The sequence below is a fragment of the Neorhizobium sp. P12A genome, from assembly GCF_008365395.1.
Lineage (GTDB): Bacteria > Pseudomonadota > Alphaproteobacteria > Rhizobiales > Rhizobiaceae > Rhizobium.
Map to the genome: position 1 here is coordinate 97,892 of NZ_QOVX01000016.1, position 17,385 is coordinate 115,276.

General features: G+C 60.1%; 21 protein-coding genes and 2 pseudogenes. 16 read left to right on the plus strand and 7 right to left on the minus strand.

The window, feature by feature from the left end:
• Window positions 1–25 precede the first annotated feature (25 nt).
• From DTW90_RS28780 to DTW90_RS28790, 4 genes are all read right to left on the minus strand, one after another.
• On the minus strand, window positions 26–220 hold the full coding sequence (locus DTW90_RS28780) for a hypothetical protein (protein WP_132522661.1): 195 nt from the start codon (window positions 218–220) through the stop codon (window positions 26–28).
• 54 nt (window positions 221–274) lie between these two features.
• Complete coding sequence (rpsU, locus tag DTW90_RS28785) at window positions 275–511, minus strand: 30S ribosomal protein S21 (protein ID WP_132522663.1); 237 nt, start codon at window positions 509–511, stop codon at window positions 275–277.
• Between the two features lie 36 nt (window positions 512–547).
• Window positions 548–700 carry a hypothetical protein gene (locus tag DTW90_RS37310; protein WP_165927805.1) on the minus strand — a complete coding sequence of 51 codons (153 nt, stop codon included), beginning with the start codon at window positions 698–700 and terminating at the stop codon, window positions 548–550.
• A gap of 267 nt (window positions 701–967) precedes the next feature.
• Complete coding sequence (locus tag DTW90_RS28790; protein WP_246665092.1) at window positions 968–2,095, minus strand: NADP-dependent oxidoreductase; 1,128 nt, start codon at window positions 2,093–2,095, stop codon at window positions 968–970.
• On the opposite strand from DTW90_RS28790, the gene DTW90_RS28795 reads away from it, so the two are divergent.
• The 4 genes from DTW90_RS28795 (at window position 2,082) to DTW90_RS28810 (ending at window position 4,680) form a co-directional block, all read left to right on the plus strand.
• Complete coding sequence (locus DTW90_RS28795; protein ID WP_132523297.1) at window positions 2,082–2,612, plus strand: DUF4142 domain-containing protein; 531 nt, start codon at window positions 2,082–2,084, stop codon at window positions 2,610–2,612. The two genes, DTW90_RS28790 and DTW90_RS28795, sit on opposite strands and share 14 nt — an antisense overlap.
• 46 nt (window positions 2,613–2,658) lie before the next feature.
• Complete coding sequence (locus DTW90_RS28800) at window positions 2,659–3,228, plus strand: type 1 glutamine amidotransferase domain-containing protein (RefSeq protein WP_132522665.1); 570 nt, start codon at window positions 2,659–2,661, stop codon at window positions 3,226–3,228.
• A gap of 65 nt (window positions 3,229–3,293) precedes the next feature.
• The gene (locus tag DTW90_RS28805) at window positions 3,294–4,151 is read left to right on the plus strand and encodes an SDR family oxidoreductase (RefSeq protein WP_149342799.1); all 858 of its coding nucleotides are present in this window, start codon (window positions 3,294–3,296) and stop codon (window positions 4,149–4,151) included.
• A gap of 253 nt (window positions 4,152–4,404) precedes the next feature.
• Complete coding sequence (locus DTW90_RS28810; protein ID WP_188080093.1) at window positions 4,405–4,680, plus strand: hypothetical protein; 276 nt, start codon at window positions 4,405–4,407, stop codon at window positions 4,678–4,680.
• Between the two features lie 122 nt (window positions 4,681–4,802).
• Here the strand turns inward: DTW90_RS28810 and DTW90_RS28815 are convergent, their stop codons facing one another.
• Window positions 4,803–5,444, minus strand: a complete 642-nt coding sequence (locus tag DTW90_RS28815) for a TetR/AcrR family transcriptional regulator (RefSeq protein WP_132522668.1) — start codon at window positions 5,442–5,444, stop codon at window positions 4,803–4,805.
• 104 nt (window positions 5,445–5,548) lie between these two features.
• On the opposite strand from DTW90_RS28815, the gene DTW90_RS28820 reads away from it, so the two are divergent.
• Entirely contained in the window at window positions 5,549–5,953 is a 405-nt protein-coding gene (locus DTW90_RS28820; RefSeq protein ID WP_149342801.1) for a VOC family protein, read from the plus strand.
• 223 nt (window positions 5,954–6,176) lie between these two features.
• Window positions 6,177–6,800 carry a DUF5666 domain-containing protein gene (locus DTW90_RS28825; protein WP_149342803.1) on the plus strand — a complete coding sequence of 208 codons (624 nt, stop codon included), beginning with the start codon at window positions 6,177–6,179 and terminating at the stop codon, window positions 6,798–6,800.
• Window positions 6,801–6,833: 33 nt separating this feature from the next.
• Here the strand turns inward: DTW90_RS28825 and DTW90_RS28830 are convergent, their stop codons facing one another.
• On the minus strand, window positions 6,834–7,718 hold the full coding sequence (locus tag DTW90_RS28830; protein WP_149342804.1) for a helix-turn-helix domain-containing protein: 885 nt from the start codon (window positions 7,716–7,718) through the stop codon (window positions 6,834–6,836).
• A 115-nt stretch (window positions 7,719–7,833) separates the two neighbouring features.
• On the opposite strand from DTW90_RS28830, the gene pobA reads away from it, so the two are divergent.
• A complete protein-coding gene (gene pobA / locus DTW90_RS28835; RefSeq protein WP_149342806.1) occupies window positions 7,834–9,006 on the plus strand; it encodes a 4-hydroxybenzoate 3-monooxygenase in 1,173 nt (390 codons plus the stop codon).
• A 53-nt stretch (window positions 9,007–9,059) separates the two neighbouring features.
• On the opposite strand, the gene pcaQ is transcribed toward pobA, so the two are convergent.
• The gene (pcaQ, locus tag DTW90_RS28840; RefSeq protein WP_149342808.1) at window positions 9,060–9,986 is read right to left on the minus strand and encodes a pca operon transcription factor PcaQ; all 927 of its coding nucleotides are present in this window, start codon (window positions 9,984–9,986) and stop codon (window positions 9,060–9,062) included.
• A gap of 94 nt (window positions 9,987–10,080) precedes the next feature.
• Between pcaQ and pcaD the strand changes: the two genes are divergently transcribed.
• From pcaD to DTW90_RS37810, 9 genes and pseudogenes are all read left to right on the plus strand, one after another.
• Window positions 10,081–10,890, plus strand: coding sequence for a 3-oxoadipate enol-lactonase (gene pcaD, locus DTW90_RS28845; protein ID WP_149342810.1), 810 nt, complete (start codon window positions 10,081–10,083; stop codon window positions 10,888–10,890).
• Window positions 10,887–11,303, plus strand: a complete 417-nt coding sequence (gene pcaC / locus DTW90_RS28850; RefSeq protein ID WP_149342812.1) for a 4-carboxymuconolactone decarboxylase — start codon at window positions 10,887–10,889, stop codon at window positions 11,301–11,303. Before pcaD ends, pcaC begins: the two co-directional genes overlap by 4 nt.
• A 1-nt stretch (window position 11,304) precedes the next feature.
• Complete coding sequence (gene pcaH / locus DTW90_RS28855) at window positions 11,305–12,054, plus strand: protocatechuate 3,4-dioxygenase subunit beta (protein ID WP_149342813.1); 750 nt, start codon at window positions 11,305–11,307, stop codon at window positions 12,052–12,054.
• Entirely contained in the window at window positions 12,054–12,668 is a 615-nt protein-coding gene (gene pcaG / locus DTW90_RS28860; protein WP_149342815.1) for a protocatechuate 3,4-dioxygenase subunit alpha, read from the plus strand. The genes pcaH and pcaG overlap by 1 nt, the downstream gene beginning before the upstream one ends.
• Window positions 12,669–12,676: 8 nt before the next feature.
• Entirely contained in the window at window positions 12,677–13,726 is a 1,050-nt protein-coding gene (locus DTW90_RS28865) for a 3-carboxy-cis,cis-muconate cycloisomerase (protein ID WP_149342817.1), read from the plus strand.
• A 103-nt stretch (window positions 13,727–13,829) separates the two neighbouring features.
• A pseudogene (locus DTW90_RS28870) lies at window positions 13,830–15,001 on the plus strand (ABC transporter substrate-binding protein).
• Between the two features lie 253 nt (window positions 15,002–15,254).
• The gene (locus tag DTW90_RS28875; protein ID WP_149342819.1) at window positions 15,255–16,118 is read left to right on the plus strand and encodes a branched-chain amino acid ABC transporter permease; all 864 of its coding nucleotides are present in this window, start codon (window positions 15,255–15,257) and stop codon (window positions 16,116–16,118) included.
• A pseudogene (locus DTW90_RS28880) lies at window positions 16,118–17,122 on the plus strand (branched-chain amino acid ABC transporter permease). Before DTW90_RS28875 ends, DTW90_RS28880 begins: the two are co-directional and overlap by 1 nt.
• Window positions 17,119–17,385: ATP-binding cassette domain-containing protein (locus tag DTW90_RS37810; protein ID WP_246665093.1), on the plus strand; the 267-nt coding region annotated here is incomplete at its 3' end. The pseudogene DTW90_RS28880 and the gene DTW90_RS37810, both read left to right, overlap by 4 nt.

A 17,385-nucleotide genomic window follows, 5' to 3' on the forward strand; every position in this document is an offset into this window, starting at 1 on the left:
TTTAGTTCTCAAGCTGCCTGTCGTCTCAATGGACGCTCGGCGTCTTCATCACGGTCGCAAAGTCCTCGGCGACCAGTTCGCTGACGGCGATCAGGACTTCCTCACGCGAAAATCCCGTCCGTAAAGCACTCAGGATCAAGTCCTGCAATTCCGGCTCGATGACGTCACGGCAATCCTCCAGGCGCTCTTCGGAGATCGTTATGCTGGTGAGCTCTTCCATCTTTATCCTTTCAAACAATGCCGCTCCGCCCAAAGCGGAGCGACGAGATTAGTTCTAGCGAACGGGAGCTTTGCGCTTCGGCGCGGCGATCAACCCTTCCCGTTGCAACTTTTTGCGTGCGGCCTTGCGATGACGGCTGATCGCCTGCGCCTTTTCCCGAACGCGACGTTCGGACGGCTTTTCATAGGCGCGCCGTTCCTTCATTTCCCGAAACAGCCCTTCGCGCTGCATCTTCTTCTTCAGCACCCTAAGGGCCTGGTCGACATTGTTGTCTCTGACGAGCACTTGCATCGAATTCTCCTTCTTTCTTGTTTGAGGTGCCACCGGTCAGCCGAGCTGCTCGGCGATGAGCTCCTGCAGTTCACGACGGGTGAGGAGACAGGGGGATATTTTCCTGTTCATGGTCGGCGGCACGACGGTCTCATCGCGCTCACGCGGCTTCACGACCGCGGGTGCGGCAGTGATCTTTGTGTTATTCAATAGGTTTCCTTGCCTGCCAGTCAGCAGACGTCATCAGGTTGATTGGAGAATTACCCGTCGCGAAACGTTCGGTGGGCGCACATTTGCCTTGTAGCCAATCACAGCGACAAGCCTACGGGTGTCTAGCAAGTCATCCATATGGGCACTCACAGGGAACATTGCAATCGTTACCGCAAAGTGCCTCTACGCAGTAGGGAAAACGGAAAGAGGGCTTCAACAGTTTGGTCGAATCCCTCGTTGGGCGCAGCCGTCTCGGGGTTCTCGCAATCAGTCGGCAACTTTCAGGACCACCTTGCCGCGGATATGGTTTTCCTTCAGGGCCGTTTGGGCTTGTCCAACTTCGCTAAGCTTAAATGTGCCGGCGACCACGACCTTGACCTTGCCTTGATCGATCAATTCCGCGATTTCCTGTAACTGGCTGCCGTTTGGTTGCGCCGTGTATCTGCCCACGCGAATGCTCAATTCCGCGGCGCGGGCCTTATCCGGCTCCTTCAGTGTCGAAATAAGCGCACCTCCCGGCTTGACCACATCGAAGCTGCGATCCTGTGTCTCCCCACCAATCAGGTCGAACACCAGATCCACCGGCTCGATCACGTCCTCGAATTTTTCGGACTTGTAGTCTATCACCAGATCGGCCCCGAGGTCGCTTACGAATTCCCTGTCGGCGGTGGATACGGTGGTTGCGACCCAGGCGCCCTTGTCCTTGGCGAGCTGGATGGCGAAATGACCGACACCGCCAGCACCGCCATGGATGAGAACACGTTTGCCCGAGCGAAGACCGCCGTGATCGAAGAGACCCTGCCACGCGGTGATCCCGGCAAGCGGCACGGCGGCCGCGCCGACCGCATCCAGCGATTTTGGCATGGTGGCCACCTCGTCTGCTCTGGCCAGTACAAATTCCTCGTACCCCCCGTGATCCGGGGAGAGAAATGCAAAGACGTCATCGCCGATGAGGAAGCTTGATACGTTGTCGCCAGCGGCCGCGATTTGTCCGCTGACGTCGCGGCCGAGCACATAAGGCAAGTCCTTTTCAGTGACGACCGGATACTTGCCCTCACGCATCTTCGCATCGACGGGATTGACGCTTGCGGCAAGGACTTTGATGAGAACTTCGTTCGCGGACGGGATGGGACGATCGATCTCCTCGATCGTCATGACCTCCGGTCCGCCGAAGCGATGAATGCGAACAGCCTGCATGATGATGAAACTCCTGTGATGTCCGGGATCCCTGCTTTCTAGTGCGGAAACAGCGCTGCAGAACGATTGTTCCCTGGCTGTTGTCGACTCTGTCTTCCGACCGCGCGTTGGCACCGCGCCATCGGAACATTGTCGCTGCAAAGAGGTTTTGGCTCGGCAACCCGCTAACCGGAGCTTTAACATGATGAAGAAGACCATCGCCTTTGCTGGCCTCGCCCTTTTGATCGCGGCCCCTGTATTTGCTCAATCCGCAGCAGAAAAGACCGGCGTCAATTCGGTTCTCGGCATGGCGCCGAAGACGCAGGACTTCGTGTCCGAGGCAGCCACAAGCGACATGTTCGAAATCTCATCCAGCAAGCTCGCCCTTGAACGTTCCGATGCCGCCACCAAGACCTTCGCCCAGCAGATGATTGCCGACCATGAGAAGACGACCGGCGAACTCAAGGGGCTGGTGTCGAGCGGCAAAGTTCAGGCGACGATTCCGACAGCGATGACATCCTCGCAACAGGACATGTTGAACAAGTTGAAGAGCCTGCAGGGCGCGGACTTCACCAAGCAGTACCACTCCGACCAGGAAAGCGCCCACAAGGACGCCGTCGATCTATTCAAACGCTATGGGGATGGCGGCGACAACGCGGAGCTGAAGGCCTGGGCCGCAAGCACCCGCCCGGCGCTTGAGCATCACCTGCAGATGGCCACAGATCTGAACAAATGATGGATCTCGGCTGAGCACTTCTTTCACGACAACAATGGAGAGAAACATGACCTTGGAAGGCAAAAAGATCGCAATCCTGCTCGCCCCCCGCGGCACCGAGGAGCCGGAATTCGTGCAGCCGAAAAAGGCCGTCGAGGATGCCGGAGCGACGGTCGTTGTCGTTGGTCTTGAGGCAGGCGAAGCCCAGGCCGTCAACAACGATCTCGACCCCGGATCGACGTTTTCGATCGACAAGGCCATTGCCGATGTTTCGGCTACGGAGTTCGACGGCCTGGTCATTCCGGGCGGTAGCGTCGGCGCCGACAAGTTGCGTGGCGACAAGAAGATCGTTTCTTTCGTGCACGACTTCTTCGCGCAGCAAAAGCCGGTCGGCGTCATCTGTCACGGGCCATGGGTTCTGGTGGAAGCCGATGTCGTCAAGGGCCGCACGCTCACCTCCTACCCGACCGTCTCCACCGATATCCGCAACGCCGGCGGAAACTGGGTCGACAAGGAGGTGGTCACGGACAAGGGCCTCGTGACCAGCCGCAACCCGAAGGATCTTCCAGCCTTCTGCGCCAAGATAGTCGAGGAGTTCGCCGAAGGACGGCACCAAGCCCCGGCCCGCAGCGCCTGATCGCAAAGCCCCCCGGACGCATCGGAAGCGTCCGGCTTCCACCGTAGACCCCAAGGAGAAGAGATATGACCAATTATCCGAGCCCGCCATTTGACACGCCGCGCCAGCCGATGCCGGGCATAACGAATGTGATGTCCCCGCTACCCGATCATGGCGAAGAGACCTATCGAGGCTCCGGACGGCTGAACGGCAAGAAGGCAGTCATCACAGGCGGCGATAGCGGCATCGGGCGCGCCGTTGCGATCGCCTTCGCCCGCGAGGGAGCGGACGTGCTCATTGCATATCTTAAAGAGGACAGTGACGCGGAGCAGACGAAATCCTGGGTTGAGAAGGCCGGGCGTAAAGCAGTGCTCGTTTCGGGTGACATCCAGAAGTCCGATCACTGCCGTCACATCATCGACACGGCCGTGGCGGAGCTCGGCGGCATAGACATACTTGTTAACAATGCTGCCCATCAGGCGAGCTTTTCCGATATCGGGGACATTTCAGACGAGGAATGGGAGCTGACATTCCGAACGAACATCCATGCGATGTTCTATCTGACGAAAGCCGCGGTCGAGCATATGAGGCCCGGTAGTGCCATCATCAACACGGCTTCCATCAACGCCGACAGCCCAAGCCCGCATCTCCTCGCGTATGCGACGACCAAGGGAGCGATTCAGAACTTCACGGCGGGTCTCGCGCAGATGCTGGCGGATAAAGGCATCCGGGCAACCGCAGTCGCTCCCGGCCCCATCTGGACCCCGCTCATTCCGTCGACCATGCCCGAAGAAAACGTCAAGAACTTCGGCAAGCAGGTTCCGATGAAGCGCCCGGGACAGCCAGCCGAGCTTGCGACATCGTACGTCATGTTGGCGGACCCGCTCTCCAGCTACGTGTCCGGCGCGACGATTGCAGTTACGGGCGGGAAGCCAATCCTCTGAGGGGAACGGAGACGCGCGCTCGCATCGACGATTGCGAAGCCTTTCCGGGCGGCGACGGAGACTTCCTCTTCAACCCAGTGAAGTGGATATCGAGCATGGGACTGCGAAGGGCGCGGTTGTGGCGTGGGCGTCTGGTTCGGTTAACGCGATCATCCTTTTGGATTAGCGTCGGAGGCCACTGGCAAAGGCACAGGGCTACGAGGTCGACAATCTGGTCTGCGCCGGTGACCTTCCGCAAGGCCGGCCGACGCCGATGAACATGTACAAATGCTTCCTCGATCTCGGCGTCTGGCCGGCCCATGCCGTCGTCAAAGTCGACGACACCGGCGTCGGTATCGACGAAGGCGTGGCGGCCGGATGCTGGACGGTCGGCGTCGCGCTCAGCGGTAACGAAGCCGGCTTGACGCCGAGCGAACTCGCGGCCCAGTCACCAGATCAACGCTCCGAAGTCTGCAGCTTCTGCCGCCCTGAAAGAACGAGGAGCCCATTACATCATCGACACAGTCGCCGATCTGCTCCCCGTCATTGAGGAAATCGAAAGCCGGCTTAGCAAAGGCGAGCGGCCCTGACATTGGCGATTTCGCCGGAGTTGGATGCATCCAGGGCGAAGCAGTCGTGCTGGATTGTGCGTCTGATCATCTTTGTATCCGATTAGCGATTATTTCGCCCGCTCCCATAGATGACAAGAAATGCCTCGACCGAGGCATCCGCATGCCGTTCAAGTTCTGCCTTTGAACGAGGCTTGCTGTTTCCGGTAAACATTGCCTCGTTCATGGGGATCCAAAGCAGCATTCCGAAAAAGTGACTGGCTGCCAAATGGGGGTCACTGGTTTGCATCAGCCCGCGACTTGTGAGCTTTTCAAAGCAGGATGCCATTGAAGCCAGCATCCGCTCGAAGCCCTTTTGGTACCAGCTGCGACCGAGTTGAGGCATGCGATCGGCATTGGCGATGATCAAACGCCGCAGCTTCAGCAATTCGTCATCCATCAGCATCGCCATCAAGCGTCGGGCGAGCTGATGCAGGCCGCCTTCCATATAGGTCACTTCGGACAGCAGTGTTGTCACGACCTCGACGACATCGTTGGTTTGGGTCGCCGTCGATTGAACGACCTCGCTGAAAAGCGTCTCCTTATCTCTGAAATGCTTGTAGATGGTCTGTTTGGAGACGCCGGCATTGGTGGCGATTTCCTCCATACTCGTTCCATCATAACCCTTGCTGACAAAGGCTAGCGTAGCTGCCTGGATGATCTCGCGGTCCTTACGTGCGGATCTGGTTTCATTCTCGATTTTCATGAAATCCTTCGACCGGTACTAGACAGTACCGTACTCTAATGTTAGTCGTGCGACACGGTACTGGACTGACCAGTACTCGTCAACAGATCACAAGGAATAGACAGATGACCAAGATGATCTTCGTGAATCTTCCGGTTCGCGATCTTGCTAAATCGACAGCGTTTTATGAAGCGGTAGGAGGAACCAAAAACCCGCAGTTCTCGGATGAGACTGCCTCATGCATGGTGTTTTCCGAGACGATTTACGCAATGCTGCTGACGCATGACAAATACAAGATGTTCACTGAGCGGCCGATTGCCGACACCAAAAAATCCAGCGCGGTATTGCTTGCCCTGACGGTCGAAAATCACGATGACGTGGATAATGTCGTTGATCAAGCCGTCAAGGCCGGCGGAATTGCCGATCCTAATCCCAAGCAGGATCATGGTTTCATGTACGGCCGCAGCTTCGAAGACCCGGATGGCCATGTATGGGAACTGATCTGGATGGCAGGAGCGCCGGCTGAATAATCGCCTGATGAGATCGCCAATCGAACCGAAGCTTCCCGCTTCGGTTCGCAATTGATGCCTCTCCTCACTATTCCTTGATCGAGCTTTGATTGGCGCAGCCGAAACGCTCCGCTAGAATGGCTTTGTTTATTTAGGATCGATTTCGACGATCTCATCGCTATTCGGTCGGCCGCACAATTTGATTTAACGGCCTGCCGATTGGCGGCCATCGGGGAGGAATACCATGGGTCCCAGCTATTTTCGCAAGACTGCCCTCATGCTTGCGAGCGGCGCCCTCGTTGCGCTCACAACAATTCATGGTGCCAGTGCTGCAGACAGAATTCGCATGCATGGCACAGTTGAAAGCCTCGACGGCGACACGCTGAAGATCAAGAGCCCCGATGGCAAGGACGTGACGGTCACGATGAAGTCCGGCATGAACGTCCTTGGGGTCAAGAACGCCTCTGCCGCTGACATCAAGCCGGGCGACTTTGTCGGTGTCGGCTCGCAGCCGACCGCCAGCGGCGTCAACGGTGCGGTTCAGGTGGTCATCTTCCCGGCTTCGATGAAGGGTACGGGCGAAGGTGACCGTCCCTGGGACGTCAAGCCAAACGGCTCGATGACTAACGCCACCGTTGCGAACGCCGTCAAGGACGTAAACGGCCCCACCCTGACGCTCGCCTACAAGGGCGGAGAGCGCAAGATCAGCATTCCTGATGGCACGAAGATCGTCGCACTCGCCCCGACGACCAAAGACGACCTGAAGGCCGGTGCCGGTGTCTCCGTACAGGGCGTCATGAGCGGCGATAACATGGTCGCAGCAGACCGCGTTTCCGTAGGTCTCGATGGCGCGACGCCACCCAATTGATCTCTGGGCCAGCCACGTTCAACGGACCCTCGGTTATAGGCCGAGGGTCTTCCTTTGCGCGATGCGCCAGGCCCGCGGCGTCTCTCCGGTCTCCTTCAGGAAAAAGCGGGAGAAATAAGCCGGATCAGCAAAGCCGAAACGATCACCGATCTCCTGCACGCTTGCGAAGGTGAAAACCAGCTCCCGCTTTGCTTCGTCGATAAGCTTGCGGGTAATCAGTTCATGCGTCCCCTGCCCGGTCATCGGCCGGACGATGCGATTGAGATGCGTGGGTGAGATGCCGAGCGCTTCGGCATAAAAGGAGGCGGGCTTTCGGGATCGAAAGTGCCGCTGGATGAGATCGTTCAGAAGTTCGATCCGCCGCTCGTTCTCCCGCGCCGAGCCTTGGCTTTCCCCTTCCTGCGACGACAGGCGAAAGGTTAGTTGCAGGGCCGATGTCAGATAGGCGTCCAGCAGATCATTGCGCCCTTGGCGGCGCTCGTCGAAGGTCCGCCCGAGACGGCGAAGCGTCATGGCGATATAGGCCGCGTCTTCATTGCTGGGATCAAGCCATGTCACATGCGGCTCGGCGAGCCATTCGCCGAAACGGCTCGCGTCACCCGGTATCGTCTTCAAACTGGAAAGCAATGTGGTGACGACGAGACCGTCGATATCCTTCGAAAAGCGAAATCCATGATTCAAGCCCGGCGGAACCGTCACGACGGAATGCGGACGGATGGCCTGCCTGTTGTCACCGAAGACGACATCGCCTGCACCGGCGCTGATGTAGAGAATCTGAAAGAAGCGCTCATGGCGATGGAGCCGGATCTCCCAGTGATGAAGCCGGCTCCGCGAGGGAATCGTCTCGCAATGTAGCCAGAGTTCGGTTTTTGCACCGCTGATCTCGCCATAGAGATCATAGGTTGGCACGGAATTCATCGCCTGTACTCCCACCGCGGATGTTCGATTTTTGCAATTTCAGGCGCGAAAAGTCCATTGCTGCGGCCTCCTTCCGCCATCACAATTGCAATAAAAGCAAGCGCGGGAGGAAAGAATGCGCACCCAAGTCGTCATCATCGGGTCCGGTCCCGCGGGGCTTCTGCTTGGTCAGTTGCTGACGGAGGCCGGCATCGACAACGTCATCCTGGATCGCGCCAGCAAGGACCATATCCTCGGCCGTGTCAGGGCCGGCGTATTGGAAGAGGGAACGGTCGGGCTGATGGACCGGGCGAAGGCCGGCAGCCGCATGCATTCCGAAGGCCTGCCCCATAACGGCTTCTCGCTCACCTTCGATGGTCGCGACCATCGCATCGATCTCCATGAGCTTACCGGCGGCAAGCGCGTCATGGTGTACGGCCAGACAGAACTGACCCGCGATCTCATGGAACGCAGGGAAGCCGGAAACGCGCCGACGATCTATGACGCCGACGATACCTGCCCGCACGATTTCGGCGGCGACAGGCCCCATGTCACCTATGTGAAGGACGGCATCTCGCATCGCATCGATTGCGATTTCATCGCCGGCTGCGATGGCTTCCATGGTACCAGCCGCAAGGCAGTTCCCGAGGGCGCGATCAAGACCTTCGAAAAGATCTATCCGTTCGGCTGGCTTGGCATCCTGTCGGAGGTCGCACCCGTCAGCCACGAGTTGATCTATGCCAACCATCCCCGTGGCTTCGCGCTCTGTTCGATGCGATCGATGACCCGCAGCCGCTACTATATCCAGTGCCCGCTGGACGAAAAAATCGAGGATTGGAGCGATGATCGTTTCTGGGATGAGCTTCGCCGGCGCCTGCCTGCCCATCATGCCGAAGCCTTGAAGCCTGCGCCGTCGTTCGAGAAATCGATTGCGCCACTGCGCTCCTTCGTGGCTGAGCCGATGCGCTTCGGCCGTCTCTTTCTCGCCGGCGATGCGGCCCATATCGTCCCGCCGACGGGAGCCAAAGGTCTGAACCTTGCTGCCAGTGACGTTCATTACCTATTTGCTGGCCTGCTCGAGCATTATCGCGACGGATCGGATGCCGCACTCGACGCCTATTCCGCCCGGGCGCTCGCCCGGGTTTGGAAGGCCGTTCGCTTCTCCTGGTGGATGACGACCATGATGCATCGTTTTCCCGACACGAGCGATTTCGACCAGAAGATCCAGGAGGCTGAACTCGACTATCTCACCCATTCAAAAGCAGCTTCGACCGCGTTGGCAGAAAATTACGTGGGGCTGCCCTACTGAAAAGGAGCCGATGCCTTTCATGGGCTTCCCTCCCCTGGCGGCGCGCTTCAGGGCTAAAGCCTCTTCGATATTTCCTCGGCCGCCTGCCGGATCGTCTGCGTGAGGATAGACAGCGGCAGCGACGGAATGGCGTCGGTGCGCATCGTCAGGCCTACAGGACCTTTCGTCTCGCTGGTGTCGATCGGCAAGGCTTTCAGCAATCCGTCGTCGATGTCGCTGGCCACAACGCCTGCTGAAATGATCCAGATGGCGTCGCTCGACCGAACGAAGGCGCGTCCGAAGGAATCTGAGACGGTCTCGATCTGGCTCAGCAGGTTGGCAACGCCGTTTGCGATCAGGAAACTTTCGACAAACGGCCGAATGATCGAGGCCCGCGTCGGCATCAGCACCGTGTAGCGTCCGAGATCGGAAAACAGCGAGCGGCCAGCTTCGAGAAGCGGATGACCCGAGCGCACGACGAAAACGACCTGCTCGGAATAGAGATACTCAAAGGAGAAACCGCTCATCTTGTCTGCTGCCGCCAGACGCCCGACGACCAGATCGAGATCGCCGACGCGAAGCTGCTCCAGGAGCACCGCATTCTCGCCTGTCACAACCTTGATCCGGCTCCACGTATCCTCCTTGAGAAACAGCTCCATCGCCCGCGGCATGATGTGCGTCGAAACCGTTGGCAAGGCGCCGATGCGGATTGGCGGCGCTTCGCCGAAGCGCTCCTGGCTGACGGAATCGAGCCCTTGGCGCAGCGCGCTCAGGGCCGCGCCGGCGTGGCGAAGGAAGACCTCGCCATAACGCGTGATGCGGATGCCGCGGCCGTCGCGTTCGAGGACAGCCACGCCCAGTGCCTCCTCCAGCTCGCGAATGGTCTTTGTCACGGCCGGCTGGCTGACATGCAGGAGATCGGCGGCCTTCTGCACGCTCTTCTGGCGCGCGACCTCGACAAAGGTCTGCAGATGGCGAAACTTTACGCGGCTATCCAGCATCGCAAAACATAACCTATCAGTTATCAAAGCGTCAGAAAATATCATTTTACCTAACCAGATGAAACTGCCAGTCTCGGCAAGAGGAGATTTTCAAGTGCAATTTGCCCGGATCAACGATGTCACGATCCACTACCAGCTCATTGGCGGGCCGGCGGATAAGCCCGTCATCGTCTTTTCCAATTCGCTCGGCACGGACTTCCGTATCTGGCGGGACGTTATCGTGCGTCTGGCGGGCGATTTCGCAATCGTGCTCTATGACAAGCGCGGCCACGGGCTTTCCGATGTCGGACAGGTTCCTTGCACGATTGAGGACCATGCCTCCGATCTCGCCGGCCTGCTCGATATGCTCTCGGTCAAGCAGGCGATCATTTGCGGCCTCTCGGTCGGCGGGCTGATCGCCCAGTCGCTCTATCAGCGCCGGCCGGATCTGGTTCGCGCCCTCATCCTTTGCGATACCGCCCATAAGATCGGCACGGCCGAAGCTTGGAATACGCGGATCGCGGCTATCCGCGAAAACGGCATTGCCAGCATCACCGACGGCATCATGGCGCGCTGGTTCACGTCCGCCTTCCGCCGCCCGGAAAACATCGCCTATGCCGGCTATTGCAACATGCTCGAGCGCCAGCCGGTGGAGGGATATATCGCCACCTGCGAGGCGGTCCGCGACGCCGACTTTACCGAGGCCGCCGCAAAGATTGCGGTTCCCACGATCTGCGTCGTCGGCGATCAGGACGGCTCGACCCCGCCCGACCTCGTGCTTTCCCTGGCGCGGCTCATTCCCGATGCCCGCTACGAAGTCATAAAGGATGCTGGCCACATCCCCTGTGTCGAGCAGCCGGAGGCGCTGACTTCGGTCATTCGCGCCTTCATCGAATTTGCCATGCATGGAGACAAAGGCTCATGAACGAACCCTCGCCCATTTCGGAACGCTACCGCCGCGGCATGGAAACGCGCCGCGCCGTTCTCGGCGACAGCCATGTCGACCGCGCCCAATCGATATCGACGGAGTTCGACCGGCCATTCCAGGAATTGATAACGGAAGGTGCCTGGGGAACGGTCTGGTCACGGCCCGGCTTGACGAAGCGCGAACGGTCGATCGTCACGATCGCACTTCTCGCGGCGCTGGGGCAGGACGAAGAAGTGGCGATGCATGTACGCGCAACGGCCAATACGGGTGCCTCGCGAAACGATATCTGCGAGGCGCTGCTTCACGTCGCGATCTATGCCGGCGTGCCGGCCGCCAACCATGCAATCAAGATCGCGAAGCAGGTTTTCGAGCAAATGGACGCCGATCAGACGACCCGAGGCGAGGCATGAGATGAGCAACAGACCGAACCGCAAGCCCGAAACGGGCGCCTTCTTTGCAAGGGATCGCGCATGGCATGCGCCGGCCCTGACACCGGGCTACAAGACCTCGGTACTGCGCTCCCCTCAAAGGGCACTCCTGTCGCTCGACAGCACGATCTCGGAAATCACTGGCCCGGTCTTCGGTCACTCCATGCTGGGCGAGCTGGACAACGACCTCATTCATAATTTCGCCAAGCCGGGCGAAAGCGCGATCGGCGAGCGCATCGTCGTTCATGGCCGCGTACTTGACGAACGCGGCCGGCCAGTGCCGGGCGCTTTGGTAGAATTCTGGCAGGCCAATGCCGGCGGTCGCTATCGCCACAAGAAGGAAACCTATCTCGCCGCCATCGATCCGAATTTCGGCGGCTGCGGCCGCGCCGTGACCGATGAGGATGGACACTATTTCTTCCGCACCGTCCGACCCGGCGCCTATCCCTGGCCGAACGGCGTCAACGACTGGCGTCCTGCCCATATTCATTTCTCGATCTTCGGCCACGGTTTCGCGCAACGGCTGATCACGCAAATGTATTTCGAGGGCGATCCGATGATCTGGAAATGTCCGATCGTCGGCACCATCCCCGACAAGGCTGCCATCGAGCAGCTGATCGCGCCGCTGGACTGGGGCAATACGATCCCCATGGATTCCCGCGCCTACAAATTCGACATCATCCTTCGCGGCCGCCGCTCGACCATGTTCGAAAACAGACCGGAGGGAAACTGATGGCCCAGGAACTCGGCTACCTCAAGGAAACGCCGTCGCAGACGGCCGGCCCCTATGTCCATATCGGCCTGACCCCGAATTTCTGCAATATATCCGGTGTCTACGACAGCGACCTCGGCACTACGATGGTGAACGACAAGACGCTCGGGGAGCGGATCACCGTGACCGGGCGCGTCCTCGACGGCGCCGGCTCCCTCGTGCGAGACGCCGTCATCGAAATCTGGCAGGCCGACAGGTCAGGGCTCTACAATAGCCCGTCGGAAATGCGCGGCACCGCCGATCCGAACTTTACCGGATGGGGGCGCTGCCCGACGCGTGCCGAAGATGGCGTCTACAGCTTCGAGACGGTCAAGCCCGGCATCGTGCCCTATAAGGACGGCCGCAAGATGGCCCCGCACATCACCTTCTGGATCGTTGCCCGCGGCATCAATATCGGCCTGCATACGCGCATGTATTTCCCGGAGGAGACAGAAGCGAACGCGGCCGATCCGCTGCTTGCCCGCATCGAACATCGCGAGCGTCTGGCGACGATGATTGCCACGAAGGACGGCCCAATCTACACGTTCGACATCCATCTCCAAGGCGAAAAGGAAACGGTGTTCCTGGACATCTGAAATCCGTCATGAGCGTCTCGCCCTTCGATCATCCCTATCTGTCCGGACTGCTCGGCGACGAGGAGATGGGGATCTATTTTTCCGCGGATGCCGATATCCGCGCCATGCTCTCCTTCGAGGCGGCGCTGGGGAAGGCGGAGGCGCGTCATGGCGTTATCCCGGAGGGAGCGGCGGCGCGCATCGGAGAGATATGTTCGTCCTTCAAGCCGGACATCGCGGTTCTAAAGGCGGGCACGGCGTCTGACGGAGTGGTCGTACCATCACTTGTCCGTCAGCTGCGTGATGCTGTCGGCGGCGATGAGGCTCGCTTCGTTCATTTCGGCGCAACGAGCCAAGACGTCATCGATACCAGCCTGATGATCCGGCTGAAGGCCGTCTGCTTTCTCCTATCTGCAAGGCTATCCGTGCTGGGGGAAATGCTGCAGGGGCTTGAGCGGCAGTTCGGCAAGCACAGGCTGATGGCTCATACCCGCATGCAGGCCGCCATTCCGATGAGCGTTTCGGACCGGCTGCGCGCCTGGAGCGATCCTCTAGGCCGATACCGCGAGCGGCTGACCAACGAGAGTTTTCTGCTGCAGTTCGGCGGCGCAGCCGGTACGCTCGATCAGCTGGGCGACAAGGCCGCGGCGGTTCGCGCGGCGCTCGCGCAGGAGCTGGACCTCACCGACGCCCGGCAATGGCAGAGCCAACGCGACCGGATCGCCGATTTTGGCGGCCTGCTTTCCCTGATCACGGGCAGCCTCGGAAAAATCGGCCAGGATATCGCGCTGATGGCGCAGGGGGGAACGGAGATCGCGCTTTATGGCGGCGGTCGCTCCTCGGCGATGGCGCACAAGCAGAACCCGGTTGCGGCCGAGACGCTGGTGGCGCTTGCCCGGTTCAATGCGGTCCAGATCTCGGCACTGCATCAGTCAATGGTGCACGAGCAGGAGCGCTCCGGCGCGGCCTGGACGCTGGAATGGATGGTGCTACCGCAAATGGCGACTGCATGCGGCGCGGCGCTGCGACTGGCGCAGGAACTGATAAAGAGCATCATTCGGATCGGAAATGCCGACTAGAAATTTTGCCCTCGGTGGACGGATGATATCGTCACCTGGCCGGCGGTCGGACTATTTGGAGAGGCCTGGACAAAAGAAGAGCCAGTGCCCCGGAGGAGGGAAAATGAAGCGTCTTATCATCGCCGCCGCAGCGGCGCTCGCATTGAGCGGCATCGCCAATGCCGACACGATCAAGGTCGGGGTCATCGGGCCGTTTTCCGGCCCCTTTGCCCTCCAGGGCAAGAACTTCAAGGCCGGCATCGATGCCTATATGGCCATGAATGGCAACAAGGTCGGCAACGACACGGTCGAAATCATCTATCGCGACGTGCCGCAGGCTGATCCCGCCCAATCTAAATCCTCGGCGCAGGAGCTCGTCGTCAAGGAGCATGTACAATATCTCGCCGGCTTCTACTTTACGCCCGATGCGATGGCCGTCACGCCGATCCTGAAGCAGGCCAACGTGCCGATGGTGATCATGAACGCCGCCACCTCGGCGATCGTTGAGAAGAGCCCGCTCGTGGTGCGCACTTCCTTCACGACATGGCAGACCTCGACGCCGATGGCCAAGGTCGCCTTCGACAAGGGCATCAAGAAGGTCATCTCCGTCGTCAGCGACTACGGTCCAGGCATCGATGCCGAAAGCGCCTTCAAGGCCGGCTTCACCGCCGCCGGCGGTCAGGTGGTCGACGCGATCAGGATGCCGCTTTCGACCAATGATTTCAGCCCGATCATGCAGCGCATCAAGGACTCAGGTGCACAGGCGGTCTTCGCCTTCCTGCCATCGGGCCCGACCACGCTCGGCTTCGTCAAGTCCTACAACGAAAACGGCCTGAAGGCGGCTGGCGTGCAGCTGATCGCCCCCGGCGACCTGACGCAGGAGAGCGATCTGCCGGCGCTCGGTGACGCGGCACTCGGCATGCAGACGACCTTCCACTACGCCGTCTCGCATGATTCACCGGAAAACAAGGCCTTCGTCGCCGCCGCCGACAAGGCGATCGGCAACCCGGCCGAACTCACTTCCCGGCGGTAGGCGCCTTCGACGGCATGCATGTCATCTACAAGATGATCGAGGCGACCGGCGGCAAACAGGACGCCCAGAAGGCGGTCGATGCGGTGAAGGGCCTCTCCTGGGTCAGCCCGCGCGGGCCGGTCACGATCGATCCTGACAGCCGCCATATCACGCAGAACATCTATCTGCGCGAGGTCGCCAAGGCCGCCGACGGGACCTATTACAACAAGGAGATCCAGACCTTCGAGAAGCAGGGGGATCCGGGGTTGAAGGCCGGGAAGTGAGATAGAGCGGCGATCGTCGCGGGTGAGCCCCCTCACCCTACCCTCTCCCCAAATGGAGAGCGGGAAACGTCGGTGATTACCGCCAGTTGGGGCGAAAGCCAGAGTCGCGAGTCTCTTCTCCCCATGGGGGGCCGAAGGACAGGTCGAGACCGGTGGGTCGACCCAGGCGGGTGCCGGCAGGCGGATGAGGGGGCCGCGCGGCATCAGGCCCAAGACGCCCGCTCTCGATAAAACAAGGAACACGTTGAACCAGATGCAAACTGTCCTCAGCATAGCGGTTGATGCCTTGGCCTACGGCATGGTGCTGTTCGTCATCTCGATTGGGCTGTCTGTCACCATGGGGCTGATGCGTGTGACCAATCTGGCCCATGGCGGATTTGCCATGATCGGCGGCTATATCGCCTCCTATGCGGCGCGCGATCTCGGGCTCGGCTATGGCGTTGCCGTGATCCTCGCCGTTGTCGGCACCATCGTGATCGCCATTCCGATCGAGCGCCTGCTCTATCGCCGGATCTATGGGGCGCCGGAGCTGACGCAGGTGCTGATGACCATCGGCATCACCTTTTGCATCATCGGCATCGCCAACTATGTCTTTGGACCAACCTTAAAAACAATCCCGCTGCCGCCTGAGCTGCAAGGCTCCGTCAATCTTGGCTTCCGCAGCATCGGCACCCAGCGCGTCTTCGCCATCATCAGCGGCCTAATCGTCGCGGCGGTACTCTGGTATGCGATCGAAAAGACCGGCTTCGGCGTGAAATTGCGCGCCTCGGTCGACAATGCCGCAATGGCGGCCGCACTCGGCGTGCGCACCGAGATCGTCTATGCCGTGAGCTTCGCCATCGCCGTCGGGCTTGCCGCTTTCGGCGGCGTGGTCGGCGCGGAGCTGCTGCCGGTCGAGCCCTATTATGCGCTACGCTATATGGTGACCTTCCTCGTCGTCGTCTCCGTCGGTGGAACCGGCTCCATCCCCGGTGCACTCGCCGCCTGCCTGCTTCTCGGCGCAATCGACACGACCGGCCGTTACATCATGCCGGAATACGGAGAATTCTTCTTCTATCTCGCCGTCATCGTGGTGATCTGCCTCTTCCCTGGCGGCCTTGCCGGAAGGGCAAAATGATGGCGCTGACCCTCAACTCCAGCAATGCGGCCGCCTCCCGCCAGCGTCGCTCCATCGGCCACGATCTGATCGCTGTCGTCGTCGCTGCGGCGCTTGCAGGCCTCGGCTACCTGCTATTTCCCGACAATCTGGCGCTGTTGACGCGGCTGATCGCGATCGCGCTGCTTGTCCTGTCGCTCGATCTCGTCGTCGGCTATTGCGGTATCGCGACCCTCGGCCATGCCGCCCTTTTCGGCGCAGGCGCCTATGCTGCGGGCATCGCCTCGGCGCATTTCGGCATTACCGATCCATTGCTGATGACGCTGGCTGGCATGGTCGGCGGTGCGATTGCAGGGCTTATCTGCGGTGCGATCATTCTGAGGGCGCATGGGCTGCCGCAGCTCGTTCTCTCCATCGCGCTCGTCTATCTGTTCCATGAATTCGCCAACAAGGCTTCGGATTAGACGGGCGGCAGCGACGGGCTTTCCGGCATTTCCACCGATCCCCTGTTCGGCATCTTCGAATTCGATCTCTATGGACACACGGCCTATCTCTTCGGCGCAGCGCTCCTGCTTGTTGTCATCCTCCTGTTGCGCCTGCTCGTGCGGTCGCCCTTCGGCATGCTCTGCCGCGGTATCAAGGAGGACCCGTTGCGCATCCGCGCCATGGGCGCCTCACCCAAGCTTGCCTTGATCAAAATGTACGTCATTTCCGGCGCGGTCGCCGGCATCGGCGGCGCGCTCAACGCCATCTCGACGCAGGTTGTCGGCCTCGACAGCCTGTCCTTCACGCAATCGGCCGAAGCGTTGGTCATGCTCGTGCTCGGCGGCACGGGATCGCTGTTCGGCGCACTGACGGGGACCATCGTCTTCATACTGTTTGAGGACTACGTCTCCTCGGTCAATCCCTTCCATTGGCTGACGATCGTCGGCGCGCTGCTGATCGCCGTCGTGTTGTTTGCACCCAAAGGCATCTATGGCACCGCCGCTGCCTACCTGAACGGACGCAGGGAGACGCCGCGATGAGCGCAGTCTTCGAAGTCAGCCGGCTGCGCAAGGCCTTCGGCGGCCTCACAGTCACAAATGACGTCAGCCTGTCGATGGCGCCGGGCGATCGCGTCGCCCTGATCGGCCCGAACGGCGCCGGTAAGACCACCTTCGTCAATCTAGTACCTCGCCACAGAGATTATGACGGTTTGTGTTATCGTAGAATGGGCAGGGCTTCTGGCGGGATGAGAAGTTGGATGCTGCGTGCGGCGCCTGGCACGCGGGATATAAAGCCCGCCTTC